The sequence below is a fragment of the Ruegeria sp. BG7 genome, from assembly GCF_056535685.1.
This window is the reverse complement of sequence record NZ_JBQFIU010000001.1, coordinates 1,886,872-1,903,869: the sequence shown is the minus strand read 5'-3', so window position 1 is coordinate 1,903,869 and position 16,998 is coordinate 1,886,872. Positions and strand designations below refer to the sequence as shown.

General features: G+C 53.4%; 17 protein-coding genes. 8 read left to right on the top strand and 9 right to left on the bottom strand.

Annotated features, from left to right (window positions below; translation table 11 throughout):
• Positions 1-30: 30 nt before the first annotated feature.
• The 4 genes from ACR3EH_RS09475 to ACR3EH_RS09460 all read right to left on the bottom strand — a co-directional run bounded on the left by ACR3EH_RS09475 (position 31) and on the right by ACR3EH_RS09460 (position 2,565).
• A complete protein-coding gene (locus tag ACR3EH_RS09475) occupies positions 31-717 on the bottom strand; it encodes a YbaY family lipoprotein (protein ID WP_171187946.1) in 687 nt (228 codons plus the stop codon).
• A 117-nt stretch (positions 718-834) separates the two neighbouring features.
• On the bottom strand, positions 835-1,692 hold the full coding sequence (locus ACR3EH_RS09470) for a DUF302 domain-containing protein (protein WP_171648780.1): 858 nt from the start codon (positions 1,690-1,692) through the stop codon (positions 835-837).
• The gene (locus tag ACR3EH_RS09465; RefSeq protein ID WP_171187942.1) at positions 1,686-2,084 is read right to left on the bottom strand and encodes a DUF4345 domain-containing protein; all 399 of its coding nucleotides are present in this window, start codon (positions 2,082-2,084) and stop codon (positions 1,686-1,688) included. Before ACR3EH_RS09465 ends, ACR3EH_RS09470 begins: the two co-directional genes overlap by 7 nt.
• A 181-nt stretch (positions 2,085-2,265) precedes the next feature.
• Complete coding sequence (locus ACR3EH_RS09460) at positions 2,266-2,565, bottom strand: RFA2 family protein (protein ID WP_171187940.1); 300 nt, start codon at positions 2,563-2,565, stop codon at positions 2,266-2,268.
• A 570-nt stretch (positions 2,566-3,135) separates the two neighbouring features.
• Here ACR3EH_RS09460 and ACR3EH_RS09455 point away from each other — a divergent pair.
• From ACR3EH_RS09455 to ACR3EH_RS09440, 4 genes are all read left to right on the top strand, one after another.
• Positions 3,136-3,651 carry a DUF805 domain-containing protein gene (locus tag ACR3EH_RS09455; protein WP_171676900.1) on the top strand — a complete coding sequence of 172 codons (516 nt, stop codon included), beginning with the start codon at positions 3,136-3,138 and terminating at the stop codon, positions 3,649-3,651.
• Positions 3,652-3,724: 73 nt separating this feature from the next.
• Positions 3,725-4,495: a hypothetical protein gene (locus ACR3EH_RS09450; RefSeq protein ID WP_171676898.1), complete on the top strand. Its 771-nt coding sequence runs from the start codon at positions 3,725-3,727 to the stop codon at positions 4,493-4,495.
• Between the two features lie 37 nt (positions 4,496-4,532).
• Positions 4,533-5,015, top strand: a complete 483-nt coding sequence (locus tag ACR3EH_RS09445; RefSeq protein WP_254448232.1) for a hypothetical protein — start codon at positions 4,533-4,535, stop codon at positions 5,013-5,015.
• A 573-nt stretch (positions 5,016-5,588) separates the two neighbouring features.
• On the top strand, positions 5,589-6,089 hold the full coding sequence (locus ACR3EH_RS09440; protein ID WP_171187932.1) for a hypothetical protein: 501 nt from the start codon (positions 5,589-5,591) through the stop codon (positions 6,087-6,089).
• An 11-nt stretch (positions 6,090-6,100) separates the two neighbouring features.
• Here ACR3EH_RS09440 and ACR3EH_RS09435 read toward each other — a convergent pair whose 3' ends face one another.
• Positions 6,101-8,608: an AsmA family protein gene (locus ACR3EH_RS09435; protein WP_253762248.1), complete on the bottom strand. Its 2,508-nt coding sequence runs from the start codon at positions 8,606-8,608 to the stop codon at positions 6,101-6,103.
• Between the two features lie 802 nt (positions 8,609-9,410).
• Between ACR3EH_RS09435 and ACR3EH_RS09430 the strand changes: the two genes are divergently transcribed.
• Complete coding sequence (locus ACR3EH_RS09430) at positions 9,411-9,581, top strand: hypothetical protein (RefSeq protein ID WP_216600519.1); 171 nt, start codon at positions 9,411-9,413, stop codon at positions 9,579-9,581.
• Positions 9,582-9,587: 6 nt separating this feature from the next.
• On the top strand, positions 9,588-9,758 hold the full coding sequence (locus tag ACR3EH_RS09425; RefSeq protein ID WP_216600520.1) for an adenylate/guanylate cyclase domain-containing protein: 171 nt from the start codon (positions 9,588-9,590) through the stop codon (positions 9,756-9,758).
• Positions 9,759-10,036: 278 nt separating this feature from the next.
• Here ACR3EH_RS09425 and ACR3EH_RS09420 read toward each other — a convergent pair whose 3' ends face one another.
• Positions 10,037-10,894, bottom strand: a complete 858-nt coding sequence (locus ACR3EH_RS09420; protein WP_171648786.1) for a CE1 family esterase — start codon at positions 10,892-10,894, stop codon at positions 10,037-10,039.
• A 188-nt stretch (positions 10,895-11,082) separates the two neighbouring features.
• On the opposite strand from ACR3EH_RS09420, the gene ACR3EH_RS09415 reads away from it, so the two are divergent.
• On the top strand, positions 11,083-11,514 hold the full coding sequence (locus ACR3EH_RS09415) for an ester cyclase (protein ID WP_171676833.1): 432 nt from the start codon (positions 11,083-11,085) through the stop codon (positions 11,512-11,514).
• Between the two features lie 102 nt (positions 11,515-11,616).
• A complete protein-coding gene (locus ACR3EH_RS09410; RefSeq protein ID WP_171187924.1) occupies positions 11,617-12,243 on the top strand; it encodes a dioxygenase family protein in 627 nt (208 codons plus the stop codon).
• Between the two features lie 231 nt (positions 12,244-12,474).
• Here ACR3EH_RS09410 and ACR3EH_RS09405 read toward each other — a convergent pair whose 3' ends face one another.
• The 3 genes from ACR3EH_RS09405 to ACR3EH_RS09395 all read right to left on the bottom strand — a co-directional run bounded on the left by ACR3EH_RS09405 (position 12,475) and on the right by ACR3EH_RS09395 (position 16,994).
• Positions 12,475-14,007: a phospholipase D family protein gene (locus tag ACR3EH_RS09405; RefSeq protein WP_171648788.1), complete on the bottom strand. Its 1,533-nt coding sequence runs from the start codon at positions 14,005-14,007 to the stop codon at positions 12,475-12,477.
• A gap of 268 nt (positions 14,008-14,275) precedes the next feature.
• On the bottom strand, positions 14,276-15,379 hold the full coding sequence (locus tag ACR3EH_RS09400; RefSeq protein WP_171187920.1) for a dimethylsulfoniopropionate demethylase: 1,104 nt from the start codon (positions 15,377-15,379) through the stop codon (positions 14,276-14,278).
• 1 nt (position 15,380) lies between these two features.
• The gene (locus ACR3EH_RS09395) at positions 15,381-16,994 is read right to left on the bottom strand and encodes an AMP-binding protein (protein ID WP_171676835.1); all 1,614 of its coding nucleotides are present in this window, start codon (positions 16,992-16,994) and stop codon (positions 15,381-15,383) included.
• Positions 16,995-16,998: the final 4 nt, after the last annotated feature.

Genomic DNA, 16,998 nt, shown 5'->3' with positions numbered 1-16,998 from the left:
TGTCCCAGCTCGCTCCGATAGGCGCAGTGCTTATTCTGTTTTTTTGCGCAGGCGCAGAACCGTCACATCCGATGCGTTCCTGAGCGCCAGGTTTGTTCCGTTTGTCACGTAGCCCACTGCCGCGGACAAGGCTTTGATCGTATCTGCCTCAAGCTTTTCCCGCTCCTCAGGGCACGCCATCTTCGTTCCTGCGAAGTTGTCCAGCATGCTGAACTTACCATTGGCTGCGTCAAGGGTTCCTGTAAACCGGTTACACCCACCGTACAGGCCAAACTGGCCATCTTGTTCAACTGTCAATGAAGGAGGGTTCTCAGCAATGAGCATACGCCCTGCGATCTCGTAAATTTCCCAAGCGGTATCGTAGATCGATTGGTCTGGGTCGTTGCCCGCGGCTCTCCTGGGCATCATCTCTAAAACGAGTTCAGCAGAATCTGGTTCGCCACGGGTCAGCACAGGTGTCGCTGTCGTTGAACGAAACATCACGTGATCGTCGGAAATGATCCTGGCAGCCACTGTGTAGTTATGGCGCTCATCGATGAGATCTGTGTCGAAGGCAATTTCAACTGTTCTGGGGACACCCGCAAGTTTGAACCTCTGGGAAGACAGCCGAACCGAAGGTGTATCTGCACGCGAAGTATCCAGGAGTTCAACTTCCAATACGGCATGAGGTGGAAGAGCGATCCGCTCCCGGTAGGTCACAGTGGTTTTCACATGCATTGTCTCAGCGACTCCAGACGAAGCGATAGAGTGCAGAACAGCTGCTCCGAGCCCAAAGCGGACGACGAAAAGATGGCCAATCGATAATTGGTATCTATTGCGTTTTCCAAACAGCGGCTACTCAATTGCCGTGCGAAATGTTGCGGTCAGCCGTTTGTTCAAACCGTGATGGGGTTCGGCTGAAGAACCGTAGTGCAACTCCGCCAAAGCAGCGATGTCATTGAAAATGACTACCGAGCCACCTTCTTCATGCGCGTAAACCAATAGTTTTTGACAAAAGGCATCCAAACCAATTGCCGGAAACCCCGCCATTGCTACGCCACCGGGCGCGGGGCCTCCGAACAGCAAGAGAACCGTATCCGGCAGCTCCACCCCTAGTAGGGACGCTTCGGTCGCAAAATCAATCTCCCCAAACCAGACCGTATCGTTCTGCTCCATCACGGTCGCCCTGAGACGTTTCACTGCCTCTGTTACGCTGAGCTGAGATCGCAGTTCGATGATGCCATAGTTAGTATTCAATCCGTTGGTCGGCGCTGGTGCTGCATCTGAGTCCTTAAGAACTTCGAGCAACTTGCTCTGAAACGAATTCAACGCCTGGGTGTTATTCAGATCATGCCGAACTTTGATAAACTGAGAGTCTGTGTAGACGATCTGCGGGCGACCATCCTGATCGAATGAAAGAACGCGAAACGGAAGGTCCAGACCTGCTCGTACGTTCTCTTCCAGTACAGGTGTGTTTATCTCCGGATCAGAGAAAATGAGTACACGAGACGCTGGCATTTCTACGCCTTCGGCTTTGGCCAGACGCGAATGATCTATCGATGCGATTGGAGTAGCTCCCGCTTCGTCAACGGCAGTCTCTAGCTCTAAGAGGTTGTCGTCCACCGCGGTCTGGACAGATGACGATTGTGCCAGAGCGGATGTCGAAACTGTTATAGTTGCAATCATCGAGAAAACAAAGCCTAACCTCACCATTTTACCACTTCCGTTTTTATCGTACTTTTTTTCAGGGAAACCGCGGCCAGAGCCGCAAAAGCTATCTCGGCCGCTAGGTAAAACAGAAGTAGCCCGTTCGGAACTCCATCGATAAGAATGCTTAGTATGCGTCCAACGGCCAGTCCCGACATAAATAAAAAAAGAACCCACAGCGCGGGACGTTGTAATTCTGGTTTCGAAGCGGCCGCCAACCAAAACAACGCGTTTGCCAGGTAAAGACCCATAATTGCTCGGAACACGTGGGTTTGGTTCGTCCCTTCCACCGGAAATCCTAGCAAAACTGGGATCGAACTGCCGGGCATCAGGCCATATGATAACGCAATTGGCACGAGGCCGACGGCAGCAAGCAGAAGGACTAGTCTAGCACTCATGGGGGACTCCTTCTCGTAGAGGTTTCGCTTTTTTCGCAAATCCTAATCGGTTTTTGGGGCATCCGGTGATCCGAGACGGATGCCCACGCTGCGCTCTGAAAGGCGTATACGACAGGCCAAGTCGAGCCTCAGCAGATCAAGCCGGTGCTGCGCAGCCGATTTCGGCTACGCGGCAGACTACTCACAGTGCGCCTTCGTCGCCCAGGAACTCGATACCAGCCGTCGCGCCATCAGTGTAAGCAATGCAATTCCAAGGAGCACGATCCTCACCAACACCGACAGTGACTTGTGTTCCAGCTTCGCTAAATGCGGATGAGAGCACCACGACTTGTGAATTGTTCGTCGTGCTGGCTACATCTCGCAAACACGCCTGCTGAGCGGGTGTGAGTTCGGCGGACGCACTGGATGTACCCGTGTCGTCGCAGGCCGCTAGCAGTGTGAAACAAGTTGCGCCCGCAATCATCACCATCTTGTTGGTCATTTTCTTCTCCCTCTGAGTCTGTTGAAATTAACGAAATTGGATACGCTTGTTTGAGGCTCTCGCGTTTGGGCACCGACAGAACACACAACGTTCCTGTGACGACCTTTCCCAAAACTTGCCAAGGGAGGCTTGGCGGGCAGATCACTATTACGTTGACTGCCAAGACCTCCAACAACGTGGGATGGCCGAATGAAATCACTGGCAAAAGCTAGAGCAAACTCTGGAAAGAGGGCGAGTACGTTAAGTCTAAGCATCGCGCTCTCCCAAAGACTGATCCGTGTAAAGTGCCTTCCGGCTGCCAGCACTCACTCCAGCGACCGGAAGGGCTCGGCAAAGCGAGCAGCAACGACAACAACGGAGGTAAAATGAAAGTTGCGTCGAATTCGCATGTTTGAATCTAATTTTTAAAAAATCAACATTTTTTCCGCGCGTAAACTTCGCTACCTTTTCATAGGATAGTTTTTTGGCGTTCAAACACAAAAGGAAGGTGGGAAAACCCAGAAGGGCAAGTTTGTTCTTTTAGGTAGCAAGGCGTTCTGAGGCCACACAGAAACTTAGAAAGGGTTGAAAATGGGATTTGTGGAAGCAGTTAAAACGTGTTTCTCGAAATACTTCCAGTTTTCCGGTCGGGCTATACGCTCAGAATACTGGTGGTTCTTCTTGTTTGTGGTTCTCGTGAGTGCGGCTTTAGCTGTGCTGGATACGATCCTATTCGGGACCAACCCTGAAACGGGGCAGGGATCTCAGGTTCTGTCCTCTGTTTTCCAACTGGCCGTTCTCATACCTATGCTGGCCGCCGGTTGGCGGAGGCTGCACGATACAGGACGACCTGGCTGGTACTTGCTACTGCCGATGGCGCTCAGCATTGTAACTCTTTTTGTTATGCTGGGTGGGGTGGCGTTCTTCTCGGTATTGGAGCAAGGGACCGAAAACCCCGATGCATTGCGAGGACCTGCGGCCGTCCTGGGCGTGACCGGCATTGTTGTTGTCTCAATTCTTCAATTGGTTCTGTCCATTCTGATGATCTGGTGGCTGACACGACCTTCCCAAGAAGGCGCAAACGAATACGGCGAACCTGTTTCCTGATCTGGCTGTCCGGGCAATTGGCTGGAACTTCTGCTGAACGACAGTGCGAACCGTAACTCAATGGAGAGAAAAAATGAGCTTCAAAACCATTTCCATTGGAATGCTACTGATGGCAGGAGCGACCACAGCATCAGCGGAGTGGTCGTTCAACTCCGGGCCTAATCCCAATGCATTTATTCAGACCGGAAACATGACCCTGGAACTTCAGTGTAACCGTATCCGCTTCGCTCCGGCTGGATATGAGGACAGCCAGGACATTGTGGAGAAGCAAGGGCTTTCCATTCGATTTTTAAAGAACGGCACCACCGAAGTTGGGGCATTTCAGGTTGGCGCAGAAAACGCTGCCGTGCAGATCGTCGACAACTATCCCGTCGAGGTCAGTTTCAATAGTCAGCAGGACTATGATTTTGTTCTGGACCAGCTTGCAGCCGATGCATCGGTTAATCTGTCCATGATTGATCAAGATGTCAGCTATGGGATCTTTGACTTGAAAGGTTCCAGCGCAGCAATTCGATCCCTTCGTTCTGCGTGCAACTCGGATGCTAGCCAAGAGGCCTCATATGAAGCACCCGATGGCATCGTCTATTGTGGTGGCGGGGCGATAACACGCGTGATCGAACCCGTAATATTGGACAACCCGGAGGGAGAGTGGGACGCGCGAGTAACAGTCAACGGTGAGTCGATCAGAGCCATGACGGCCTACAGTTACTTCGGAAACTCTGTGCCGCCCGCCGGATTTATCGTCGCCCTGCTTGGGGAGGACAGGTCCGAGTTTCTGATTTTTAGCGAAGGTTCGGCAAACTGGCTAGAATATGGGGACTACAGGTATGATCAATGCAATTGATACCTCCTACCAACCAGCTTCCCAAATAGCGCGTCAGATGAAATGTTTGGTCGCCGGGATTGTGCTTGCTTCGGGCCTTGTTTGGACCTCACCGGCTGTTGCGGCTGATGTTTCGCAACTTCCGCCCGGTTTGCAGGCGAAGGTTGATCTGGCGGCACGAACCTGCGCTGAGTTCAACGACGGTCAGTTTGACTTAGATTGGGGTGCGGTTGAGAGGGTCGATCTCGACGGAGATCTACAACGCGACTGGGTTCTGAATGAGTCTGGTTTCGCGTGTTCAAGCGCCGCATCTCTTTATTGCGGAACTGGCGGATGCATGTCGCACTTTTGGATTAGTGAAGAGGTGCACTCCTTGCTTAACCAAGGCTGGACGGTCGTTGATTTTGGGCGTCAACGCGTTGTTGTGGCAGATATTCATGGATCCAATTGCGACGGAATAAACCCGACGCCTTGCGTCACCGCCAGTGTTTGGGATGCGGACGCTAAGACGTGGCGCTCGTCTGCTGGCGATTGGGAATAAGTTGCATTTGAGAATTGCAGATAAGCCATAGGAGCTGGTTTGTTCGATGGGTTCCTTGTGGGACGCAAACTTATGGGCAAATCGTGCAAAGTTATGCGCAAGCTTTCAACATTTTCTTCAATGAAATCAATGTTGGGAATGCTGCGCTAGGAGCGCACCTACATCGAGTTGTAGGTTTGCGCATAAGACTTCGCGCACCCCATAAGTTTGCGTAGTTCGCCCATAGTTTTGCGCTGCGCGATTGTCTGCCTTAGCGATGAATTCAATTAGTATATGGCTTAGTCGTTGCGGTTATGGCGCTTTGCGTTGCTCTGTCCCGCAAAGGGCCACCCTAAGGAACCTTGGATTCTCGCGAAGGTCTGCGACGCGCAGATAGCAGACTTTGCAAAGTGCAGCAGACTGCTCAAACCGGGCATTCCTTCCAATAGCAGCTTATGCGGCTATGAGCAGGAAGCGGATTTCACGGTTGCGCCCCGACAACTTGGGTACCGATGAAGCTTCTTCTGCATCGTTTGATTGATTTTGCTTGATCGTTAGGATGGGTAATCCTTCAAAACTAATCCGGAGTCGAAAATGAACAAGAATGTGCTGACAACATTGGCTTTGTGTTGTGCAACCGTTCTTCATGCCGCTGGGATGGAACGGTGGGGTGAATCCGGGGACTGGACAATCCTGATTGATCCCGAAAAGGGAAATGGCTGTCTTGCTTGGAAACCTTTTGAAAATGAAATGACTGTTGAAATCGGCGCGGCACCCAATCAGGCTGGCGGCTTTTTTGCAGCCTATAATCCGGCCTGGGTGCAGATCGAGGACGGGGCGACCGGGATCGTACAGTTCGATTTTGGTGATGCAAGATTCGAAGGCGAGGCGGTTGGAGTCTTCAAGAATGGCGTGCCCGGCGGCTACGCCTTTTTCGACAACCCGGCGTTTGTAACCGAGTTTGGAAAACGCCAGAGTGTTACGATCATTGGCGAAAGCGGGGCTGAGGTTGAACTCGATCTAAGCGGGTCTGCAAAAGCCATTGAAGCCGTTCTGGCGTGTCAGGCCGAACAGCCGGAACCACTGAAGAACTAGGTGGCGTCCGACTACTGCAATTGATTGATGTCCGGCACACAGGGTTGCCTGTCGGCAGGCATAGCATCAGCGCCTTCCGGGGCCTTGTTTCTGGACCCGCCCACATCCAGCTTGAACTTTGGCGACGAAAGCTGGCCCGTCACATCAAAGGGCCAAGCGCTTCGGGACAGGGGTTTGCCAACGCGCCGAGGCTCCGCTCTGAGCGCTATGCTATCGTTCAGCCAGTCCACTTGTCCTCTGGCCACCAATTGAACTGACCCCGTTTCAATGACGATGGAGTTTGAACTGACTCGCCCGGCCTGAATTTCAACCGGAGCAACCACGCAAGTGATGTCGGTGTAGCCCTGTCTGAACTCTTCTGAAAACAGCCAAGGGAAAATGCCCAGCCCCGCCAGTTCCAATAGGCTGGTACTGATGTAACCCTGCGACATCGACAAAGACGCATTACCGCGCATGGAGTTGATGAAGGCCTTGCCCGAGGCGGTACTGCCAGAAACGTTGAACTTACCGCTCAAACGTCCATAGGCATCAATACCAATTCCCAACTCATCAAGGATCTCACCGAATTCCCATCCCGAAGTTGATCCCGACAATGAAAGCCAATCAGGTGAGTCAATCAGGTCCATGACCGCACGCAGGCTGAAGTTTCCGCCGCCATAAGCCATCTGGAGAGGGCCGAAATCCACGGTTCCGTCTTTTGCAGACAGTTGGCTTGAAACAGAAGTTACGCCTTGCTGGCCTACAATCTCTTTGAAATCGATTTGTACCTCGACGTCAGCTTCTCGCAGCACGCGCTGCACATCCAGAAGATCGGCAGGCTTCCCTTTTTCCTTTGGCAACACCAAGGGCTGGACGTCTGTCTCTTTCGGCAAAACCAAAGGCTGAACTTCGGTTTCAGGTTCTTTTGATGCCTCGCCTACCAAGCTTTTCAGTTGGTCCAGCACGGCAGTCAGGTTCTTCAGGTCGTTGAGATCGAGCCTCTCGCTGTTAATGTTGCCACGGACGACGGGCGAACCTTCGGGAAACCGCGCATCCAAAGCAGCAAGAAGATCAGAAGACCCGGCTTCGAACTTGATTGCGGCATCAAAGTCTTCACCCTGCCTGGAGGTTTCAGCATCGATAGCGAGTGCTCCGATTTCGACAGGTTGCAGCTTGAGCGCGGTCAGAAACTGGGCACCTTCGTCGACATCCAGTTTCACGTCGAAATCGAGACCGGCTAGCCCTTTTAGCTCGTTGACAGATAGCGCAAGATCAAGCGCCCAGAGATCAGTGTCGTAAGTAGCCGCGTTAAACCTGTTGAGTGAAACCGGCCCGCCCGCATTGGATATGTTGAAATCGGCCATGATGCCGCCGAATTGGTCAACATAGTCGTCATCGAGGTTGGGCAAAATCAACTTAGCGGGCCCGTTCAGCACACCATCGAATGTTACGTCCTGAAGCTGAAGCAGATCAAGGATTTCACCTTCGGCTTTCAGGACAGGCTCTTCAATTGGCCCGGCTTGCAGCGCAATGCCCAGCATGGCGAGCCGTCCGTCTGGCATGCGGCGAATACTTTCGATGGATGCTGGGCCGATTACGTCCAACCCCTGGTCAAATGCATTGGTTTGGAACAGCAACTTCTCGAATTCGAAGGAAACCAAAGATCCAACCATATGCATTTCAAAGCCCGTGAACTTCAGTTCCTGTATACTTTTTGCTGCTGGCGGCGGCTGTCCTTCCGGATGAAGCCGCGCGTTGAAAAGCAGATCGACGCCCTGGGCAGTGTAGAGGTCATCTATTGAACCTTCAGCTTCGAGTTTCTGCCCATCCTCCAGGCTTACGGTGGTTGTAAACGCTTCGATTTTCAGAACGTCCTGAGACACGAGTTCAGCCTGTAACTGACCATTGCCTTCTAAAACGCGTTCCAGCCCGATGACATCTAGAAAATCACCGAATTCCCCGGTGTCCATCTCCAAGATTGCGCGATAACCGCCACCTTCGTCTTCCGAGAAAGGCTCACCATCGTAGCTTACGGTCATTTCTCCGAAACTGGCCCGCGTCGTAAATGGCGCGTCATGGGGGTAATCGCCTTCGATTTGGAAACCCTGACCGTTGACGGAGCCGGAACCAGAGACCTTCGTTCTTTTTCCATGATCCGCTTGTTCAAGAGCGAGTGACTGTAGGTCAAACACAAACGAGAAGCCTGAGACCTTGTCGTCGATGTTTAGCCCGATCGACTTAAAGCTGACGTTCTTGTCGCTCAGAAAGTTCAGGATTCCACTGCTTTCGGTGTCGATCTCATCGATACTATCAGCGCTCGCGACGTCTTTTTGATCATCCGCCGATACTGTTTCCTCGGAAGCTGGCTCGGGTGTTGGCCCGTCTTTTCGCCAGCTTGTTGTGCCGTCTTCTGCTGTCAGAAGATTTGCTTGGAGCCCTTCTACGGCGAGATTGTCAAAATGCAGACGCCCGTTGGTCAAGGCGACAATATCCAACTCCAATTCCAACAGGTTCAATTCTACAAGAGGTGACTCCGGCATTGTCAGGCTCGGGATGACCACCCCACCGACATATATGTGACTAATGCGGCCAGGCGCGACGCTTACATCATCGTTCACCAAAAGGGGACGACCAATTTGTTCCGAAAGAACTCTTTCAACAAGGTTGCGGCGCATGTCCGAGAACATCGGAGACGCAAGCAACAACCAAACAAAAGCGACTGCTGCGAATGCGAGTAATGCGACAAGCCCAATTATTCTAAATAGCCAAACCCTCATGCGCTCCCCTATCGCCGCTTTCGCCGTTCAGTCTCTCAAAAGCAGATGTCCAACCTATCAAGTCGAACGCCGGTTCTGAACCATAGCTAAGGCAACTGGGCCGTGTCACTATTCGTCTTTGATAGCCCCGTCAGTCGCTTTTATTCTTCCCATCAGTACGCTTGCCCTATTGGTAGTAGCCCCTTTGGAAGTTTGGGTTGGTCCAAAAGTCTGAACGTCATCGACCTCTAAAGTAAACGCAGCCTTCATGAGGACGGGACCATCAACAACCAGCATTTCCTTCTGCGTCGGCTCGATCCTGATTTGACCAGTTACAACGATGGGCTCGTAGACTGTCGATGGCGCTCAGGAATCACTCAGGCGCATACGCACCATCTGGTTCGGAGGCGGAGGCGGTAAGCGCGCCAACTCTGGTCTTTGTCGCTGCTGCCTATGCCAAGTTGGGAAACAGGTCAGAAGCAGAAAAAACTGTCCGGGAACTTCAAGAAACCTATCCTGGATTTGATCCACAGCAAGTGTTCTCAAACTGCTACCAAGACCCTTCTCATGCGGATACTCACGCTTGATGGGCGCAGACGAGATTGGCGTCTTGAACGCTCTAAAAGCACTTCGTTCGGAGCTGTTCGATCCGCAGGTCGAGAAACATCATGGTCGCATCGTTAAGCTAATGGGTGACGGAACGCTCGTTGAGTTTGCTTCGGTCATTGATTCAGTGAATTTCGCGACTGATATCTAAGCGAAGCTGGCGAAGCGAAACGAGGACCTGCCGCCCGAAAAGCGACTTGAACTGAGGATCGGCATAAATCTTGGCGACGTGATGATCGACGGCGATGATCTTTACGGTGACGGTGTCAATGTCGCAGCACGACTTGAGGAGTTAGCAGAGCCGGGCAGCGTTTGCGGTGATGGCTAAAACCCAAAACGGCTGTTCATTCGTAGTTGCGTCTTCCTACAAGGAAGAGCGGGAAATCGAAGCTTCAGCTTCGATGGCAGACAACCTACCTTGGTGCCGTCAACTTCGGATGCTCGACAATGAGTATGCGGTACTAGCAAGGGTAATAAGATCGGTTCAGGTAAGGCGCTCGACGTTATCTTGGACAACTGGTCTCTCAAAATTGCCTTAGAACTGTTTACCTCTGACTAGGGATGAAATTTTTCGGCCGGAGTGAACTTTTGATTATGGATGAGCGTCTAAGGAAGCGCTTCGAACCAGTCGAGCACCGCGTCTCGCCAGCCCTCTGGAACTCCGTGCCCACCTTTGGTGACTTTAAACCGGATGGAGCCGGCAGCGCAGTCCATCCAATCCTTCTGCATCGAGCCATCGTCGCCAAAGCTGTTTTCCGCGCTTCCCAAGCAGGCGTTTTCGCGGCGCCAGACATCCAAGCCCTTCATGACGTTACCCTGGTGAAAATCGACACCCTCCCATGTCAGCTCTCGGCCTTCGAACGGCACCATTCTGTCTTTGAAGCCATGTACGTGAAACAGGTGAACTGGCGCATCGCACTCAGTGGTCATAGGCTCCCAGAACGCCCCAGCCGCAGCGGCAAAGCCTCTTGCCATCTCTGGCGCTTGGCATGCAATGTCCCAGGCCATCGAGCCGCCGCGGGAGAAGCCTGCGATCAGTATTCGCGACGGGTCAATACCAAAGCGCTCCACCGCGTCGGCGCGCACGGCGTTGATGAAGGCGACATCATCGCGCTCCAGGTCATACCCGTCAGCTACGCCCCAATCGAGGTCTTTGACATTAATACTGGGCTGCCCGCTCGGCATAATCACAGCGTAGCCGCGCCGGATGAAAGGGTCGACATAGGCGGCATTCTGGATCATCGCCTTACCAGACCGTCCATAACCGTGCAGCCAAATAACAGCGGGCGGATCATCTAGAACCTCTGGCATGGCCACGTAGTACTCACCGCTTTCCAGTTTGCAAGGCGCATCTGGCACGCCACACTCTCCGTAAGAAGCATGGGCAGCGTTCGGCTTCGCAGCAGTCAGAACAATGGCAATACCGAGCGTCAAAATGCGATCGCGCGTTTCAGGTCGCATCATAAGTGTACATCTGTCGCTAGATCACAGAAATCATAGCACAGCGTTACGCATCTCCGAAGGCACAGGCCTAAATGTCTGGGAACACCTCTACCGCTTATGTCATAGGCTACGAGTGATCACTCCGAACCCTTAACACCCAAACTCGCGCCGTGATATGTTGAGCCTATCATCAATGCCGAGACAACTTCATGACGCTATCTGATCAAATTAAGCGACTTTACCACGAAGTATGGAACGCGGCGGACACCGACTGCGCCCGAGAAATCATACACCCGGAGTTCGATTTTCGTGGGAGCCTTGGGCCGAAACGCTCGGGTCCGGATGAGTTCATTCGTTACACGGAAGAAGTTCGAGAGGCTCTTCCGGATTTTCAATGCAATATCGTTGAAATCGTCGATGCCGAAGAAAAAGCCGCTGCGCGAATATCCTTCGTCGGCACGCACCATGGTGTATTCTTCGGGGTAGACGGAACGCAGCAACGGATCGAATGGTCCGGGGCGGCGTTCTTCACAATACGGGAACAAAAAATCGGGAGTCTCTGGGTTTTGGGTGACATTGATTCAATCAAGAGACAATTGAATGCCCACCCAAAAGTTGCGTTTATAGATCCATATGCATAGCGGCGTCTTTGGTTGCGAAGGTAGACCTCAACGTGACGTGCGCTGCAAGGTGGGTAGTTTTGATGGATTAAGGGCGCTATCCCCCGCGGGAAAGGACATGCTATGAAACAAAATACCAAGTCCCGCCGTAAACTTTTAGGCGGCATAGTAGGATTAATGGGTGTCGGTTCGATAGGTGCAAGGGCCGCTGCGGCTGTGCTAACACCAAGCGCCGCAGAAGGGCCGTATTATCCAACGCCAGCCATGCGGACGCCCGATACAGACAATGACCTCGTTAAGATCAGAGGACGTGTCGAAGACGCCGGCGGCGAAGTCTTTACACTGCGTGGGAAGCTTATGCGGACCAATGGACAACCCCTTGCCAGACATCGCATCGAAATCTGGCAATGCGACATGGATGGCAACTATATGCATCCGCGCGACCGTCGCAGTGTCAATTTTGATCAGGCTTTCCAGGGCTTTGGCCATGACGTAACCGACAACGGCGGGAACTATGTGTTTCGTACGATAAAACCCACGATTTACCCAGGACGTACACCACATATTCATGTAAAGGTGTTTGACGGAAGTCGCGAGCTGTTGACGACGCAGTTTTACATTAAAGGTCATCCGAACAATTCCCGCGATGGGTTATTCAACCGCATGTCCAGGGCAGAGGCCGCTGCAGTGTCTATGGAATTTTCTCTGGGCGCGACTGGAACTGAAGCGACCATCAATGTTGTCGTCTAAAGAGGAAGCTTCAGTCCGTAAAGTTGAAGTTGCACAGCTTGCTGTCAGAGGTCCGCTTTAAAGTTGCTAGCGCCCTAGCCCACCACGCCATTCGCAGAACACGCCGGAATCGGTGGCGATGCGTAAGGTTCGAAACGGTGATCTTTCCGCAGATACATCGTCCCAATTGGGCGAGCAGGACACCAAAACCCTCTTACCCACGACACGTCGTCGAACTATTTCTCAATAAACCTAAAGCTGAGACCCGATTGGCAAAATACTCAAAAAACCGGCAACTATGTGGTCCCAGGCTGATCCCGTCGGCTCGGATTGATATTCAAGAACTTCGCCATCATTGCTTCGTGTCGTCCATTTAAGCTGACCAGCTTGCTCAAGGGTTACACTGTAAGTGTATGCGGGTAGCGCGTCGTCCAACGCACCCATGGTTTGTGTGGTCAATGCGGGCGAGTCTATCAGAATTCCCATCTCTGTGTTGATTTTGACTGACCTCGGATCCCAATTGAACGATCCCACGAACAAGTACCGGTCATCAACGGCGAATGCCTTGGAGTGTAAGCCGGATCTGGACTGAGCCCAGTTTATGCCACGACGCTGGACTTGATAGGCGTCGGGTCGCAACTCGTAGAGTTCCACTCCTCCGCGCAAAAGCGCTCGGCGTTTTTTGGCATAATGCGCGTAAACGGGTGCAACGTCGTTGGAGGCCAGCGAATTGGTTACCACCTTTACCTCGACACCACGACGTTCAAGTTCGGTCAGCCATTTCACACCGTTGTTGCGTGGTACGAAATAGGCAGAAACGATATTCACCTCACTGCTGGCATTCTCAAAATACGGAAGCAATTGCGATGCAAGAATGGGGTCTGAAGCTTCAAGTCCGGCCGCTTTTGAAGGCGGATCGGCATAAAGCTTCGCGGGCAGCCAATCCAGTGAAAAGGCCCCATCTGCGAAGTTCTCTTGTGCTGACTTTCTAAGGGCCACGCCATACTGTGTTTGCTTTGCTTCCTCGACCAGTTCATTCAACCTGCTTCGCGCATCGCTCAGGTCAAAATCTTCGGGCTCTCCCACAACCACGCGGGCGGGGACTGCGAATTCGCTGTTCCAATATGCGTCGAAGCTCTGTGAAACTTCACGCACAACAGGTCCAGCGGCCAACACGTCCAGATCGGCGTAGTTCATTTCTTTCCGCGCAAGAAAATACTCGGCACCGATATTCCTTCCACCCACAATCGTAAACACGTTGTCAGCTGTCATGGATTTGTTGTGCATTCTGCGATTGATGCGCTTGAAGTCCGTCAGTCCAGCGACCAGCAGGCTTTGGTCCCGCCAGAACGGATTGAACAGCCTGATCTCAATGTTTTTGTGATGGTCCAATGCGGCGGTCATCGCGTCGTAGCTGGACGTATCCATGTCATCCAACAACAGCCGGACACGAACCCCCCGATCTGCGGCCTGCAACAGACTGGCTGCAAAAAGATGTCCTGTCGGGTCGTCATGCAGAAGGTAGTACTGAGCGTCTAACGTTCTTTCGGCGGCGGCGGCCATCAACAGCCGTGAGGCAAGCGCTTCTTCGCCATCACTGATCAGCTTGACACCTGACCGGCCGTCTTTGGGATCCCCCAGGCGATTGGTCAACTGACTCAGAGCCGTGCCCGAATAGGCGGGCAATGCAGCTGATACCGTCTTTTCGTAAGTGCGGGTTTTAGGAGCACAAGCGGCAAGTACCAGCGCGCTCCAAACACAAATCGCAAACTTCCAACGCGCCATAGGCTTCCTCCGACCTCCTATGGCCTAGGTGACTATGCCAGCGCACGCGATTGCAAGAGTGTTCTTTGAAGCCTGAGGTTGTTTGGGTCGTCAGCGTTGGTTTCGCACAACCCTCAACTGCCAAGTTATTGGTTCGCGACTTAACGCAACACCGTCTCAATCGTTCCCCGGCAGAACCCAAATGCGTCGAAGCGCTGGGGAATGCGTGCCTGATGACAGCGGCGTCGCTTAACCAAAACACCGGACGCGGGCGTTGCCTTGGCCTGGGTTATATCCAGAACGTTTCCTTGACCGTGGCCTGTCGGTCACCGGTTGGGGTTAGGACCGTCAGAACAGAACCAGCATCCCAGTGTCCGGCATCGACCATGCCAATAGCGACATTGGTTTTAAAATCCGGTGACCAGGCAGCGGACGTGACCTGACCAACCCGTTTTCCATCCTTGAGCAGTGGCCAAGCTGAGCGGGCAGGTGATACGGGATCACCGGGAATTGAAATTGCGCGGATCTGTCGGGCCAGACCGGATGCGGCCTCGCGCGCAAGTGCTTGCTTGCCTATGTGGTCACTGTCTTCGCCCGGTTTGCAGAATTTGCCCAAACCACACTCCAGCGGGGAGTTTTCCATGGTCATATCGTTACCATAGCTCAACAGCCCGCCTTCGATCCGTTCGATCAGGTTTGGACATCCCGGACGAACGTTCAGATCCATTCCGGCTTCGAACAGCGCATTCCACAGCGGCATCCCGTAGGCACCGTTTTCGACATAGATCTCAAACCCACCCTGTTTCGAGTAACCAGAGCGTGCGACCAAAAAAGACGTGTCCTGAAAAACCATCCGTTTGTAACGGAAAAAGCGAATGTCGCGCACTTCGTCTCCAAAGACGTGGGCCATCAGATCATCCGACTTTGGCCCTTGAACGGCCAGCGGTGAAACGTCTGGCTCAAAAACCCGCACATCCATGTCCGCGCCGACTGCAAGGCCCTTGACCCACAGCAACAGGTCGCTGTCGGCGATTGAGATCCACCAGCGATCCGCGCTGTGTTTGATCGCCACCGGATCGTTCAGCATGCCGCCGTTTTCATCGACAATTGGAACGTAGTAACATTGATCTTCCTGCATTTTTTCCAGGTTGCGGGGGGTCAACCGCCGCATCAGACGACCTGCATCCGGCCCATTCAGCTCGATCTGCCGCTCACAAGACACATCCCAGACCTGCACATGAGATTTGAGGTGCCGGTAATCGGCCTCGACGCTCTCGAACATTGTGGGCAGCAGCATCCGGTTATAGACGGTGTAGGCAGTAACGCCTTTATCCTCGACCCCTTCGGAAAAAGGTGTTTGGCGCAGGCGGCGGGATTGGGACAGCAGACGCATTTCAAAGGTCCATTGCTTTGGCGCGGTCCCGAAGTTGGAACTTCTGGATTTTGCCTGTGGAAGTTTTGAGAAGGGACTCGAAGACAACGGCTTTGGGCGCTTTGAACCCCGCCAGATGGTCACGGCAGAAGGCGATGATCTCGTCAGACGTTGTTTCGGAACCTTCGCGCAGTTCGACAAAAGCGCAGGGGACTTCTCCCCACTTCTCGTGGGGCATCGCCACAACCGCTGCGGCCTGAACTGCTTCATGACGGTACAATACGGCTTCGACCTCGACGGACGAGATATTCTCGCCGCCCGAAATGATCACGTCCTTCAGGCGGTCGCGTATTTGAATATAGCCGTTTTGGTGAATGACCGCGCCGTCGCCGGACCAGAACCAACCGTCTTCGAAAGCTGTCGTGGTGGCCGCTGGGTCCTTGTAATAGCCTGCCATCACCGTGTTGCCGCGAATGGCGATCTCGCCTTGGGTCGAACCGTCACGCGCAACCGGTTCTCCGGTTTCGCGGTCGATCACTGTGACCTGTTCGACCATTGGAAAGGCAATACCTTGCTGTGCCTGCAATTCCGCTTGTTCAGCCGGGCTGAGTTCATCCCAGTCGTCCTGCCAAAGACACTGAGAGATGTGGCCGTAGGTCTCTGTCAGCCCATAAACCTGCATGACGTCAAACCCCATTGCACTGGTCTTTTCCAGCACTGAAGGTGGTGGTGGTGCACCCGCGGTCAACACACGGATTGCAGGATCAAATGGGGTCGCGCAACTTTCGGCTTCGGCCAGCATCTGCAGCACGATAGGCGCGGCACCGAAATGCGTTACGCCATGGGTGCGGATCGCGCCCAGAATGCGGTCAGCGGCTGGAGCGCGCGTGAACACAACTTTTGCCCCAAGCATAGCCATCAACCAAGGGTGTCCCCAGCCATTGCAGTGGAACATCGGCACCACCGACAGATAGACGGGATAGGGGGGCATCTGCCATGCCGTCCCGGTGCCAAGAGCCATCAGATAAGCGCCGCGATGGTGATAAACCACGCCTTTTGGGCGCCCGGATGTGCCGGACGTGTAGTTCAACGCAATGGCATCCCACTCATCTTCCGGTAATTCGATCGACAGGGGCGCGGCTTTGGTCAGCGCTTCATAGGTCTGACCACCAAGGCTCTCTCCTGTAACAGCAGGATCAGCGATTTCGACCACCGGCAGAGTTCGACCGAGCAGGTCGAAAGCTTTGGACAGAAGCGGCACAAGCTCCCGGTCCACGATCACCAGCTTGGTGTCCGCGTGATCCAGGATGTAGGCGATGGTTTCCGGTTCCAGACGCGTGTTCAGCGTGTTGAGCACTGCGCCGGTCAAAGGCAGGGCAAAGTGCAACTCAAAGAGCTCTGGGATGTTCGGGCTGAGCACCGAAACAGTGTCGCCTTTCTGCACGCCAAGTTCGACCAGCCCACCGGCAACTGCGCGAATGCGGTTTGCAGTTTCGGCCCATGTTCTATGGATATCGCCATAAATCACTGCTGTTCGCGCACCGTGTAAGCTTTCGGCGCGGTTCAGGAAGGACAATGGTGACAAGGGGACATGGTTCGCCCGCGTCTTCTGAAGAGCCTCGAAATGATGGCGCATCCCG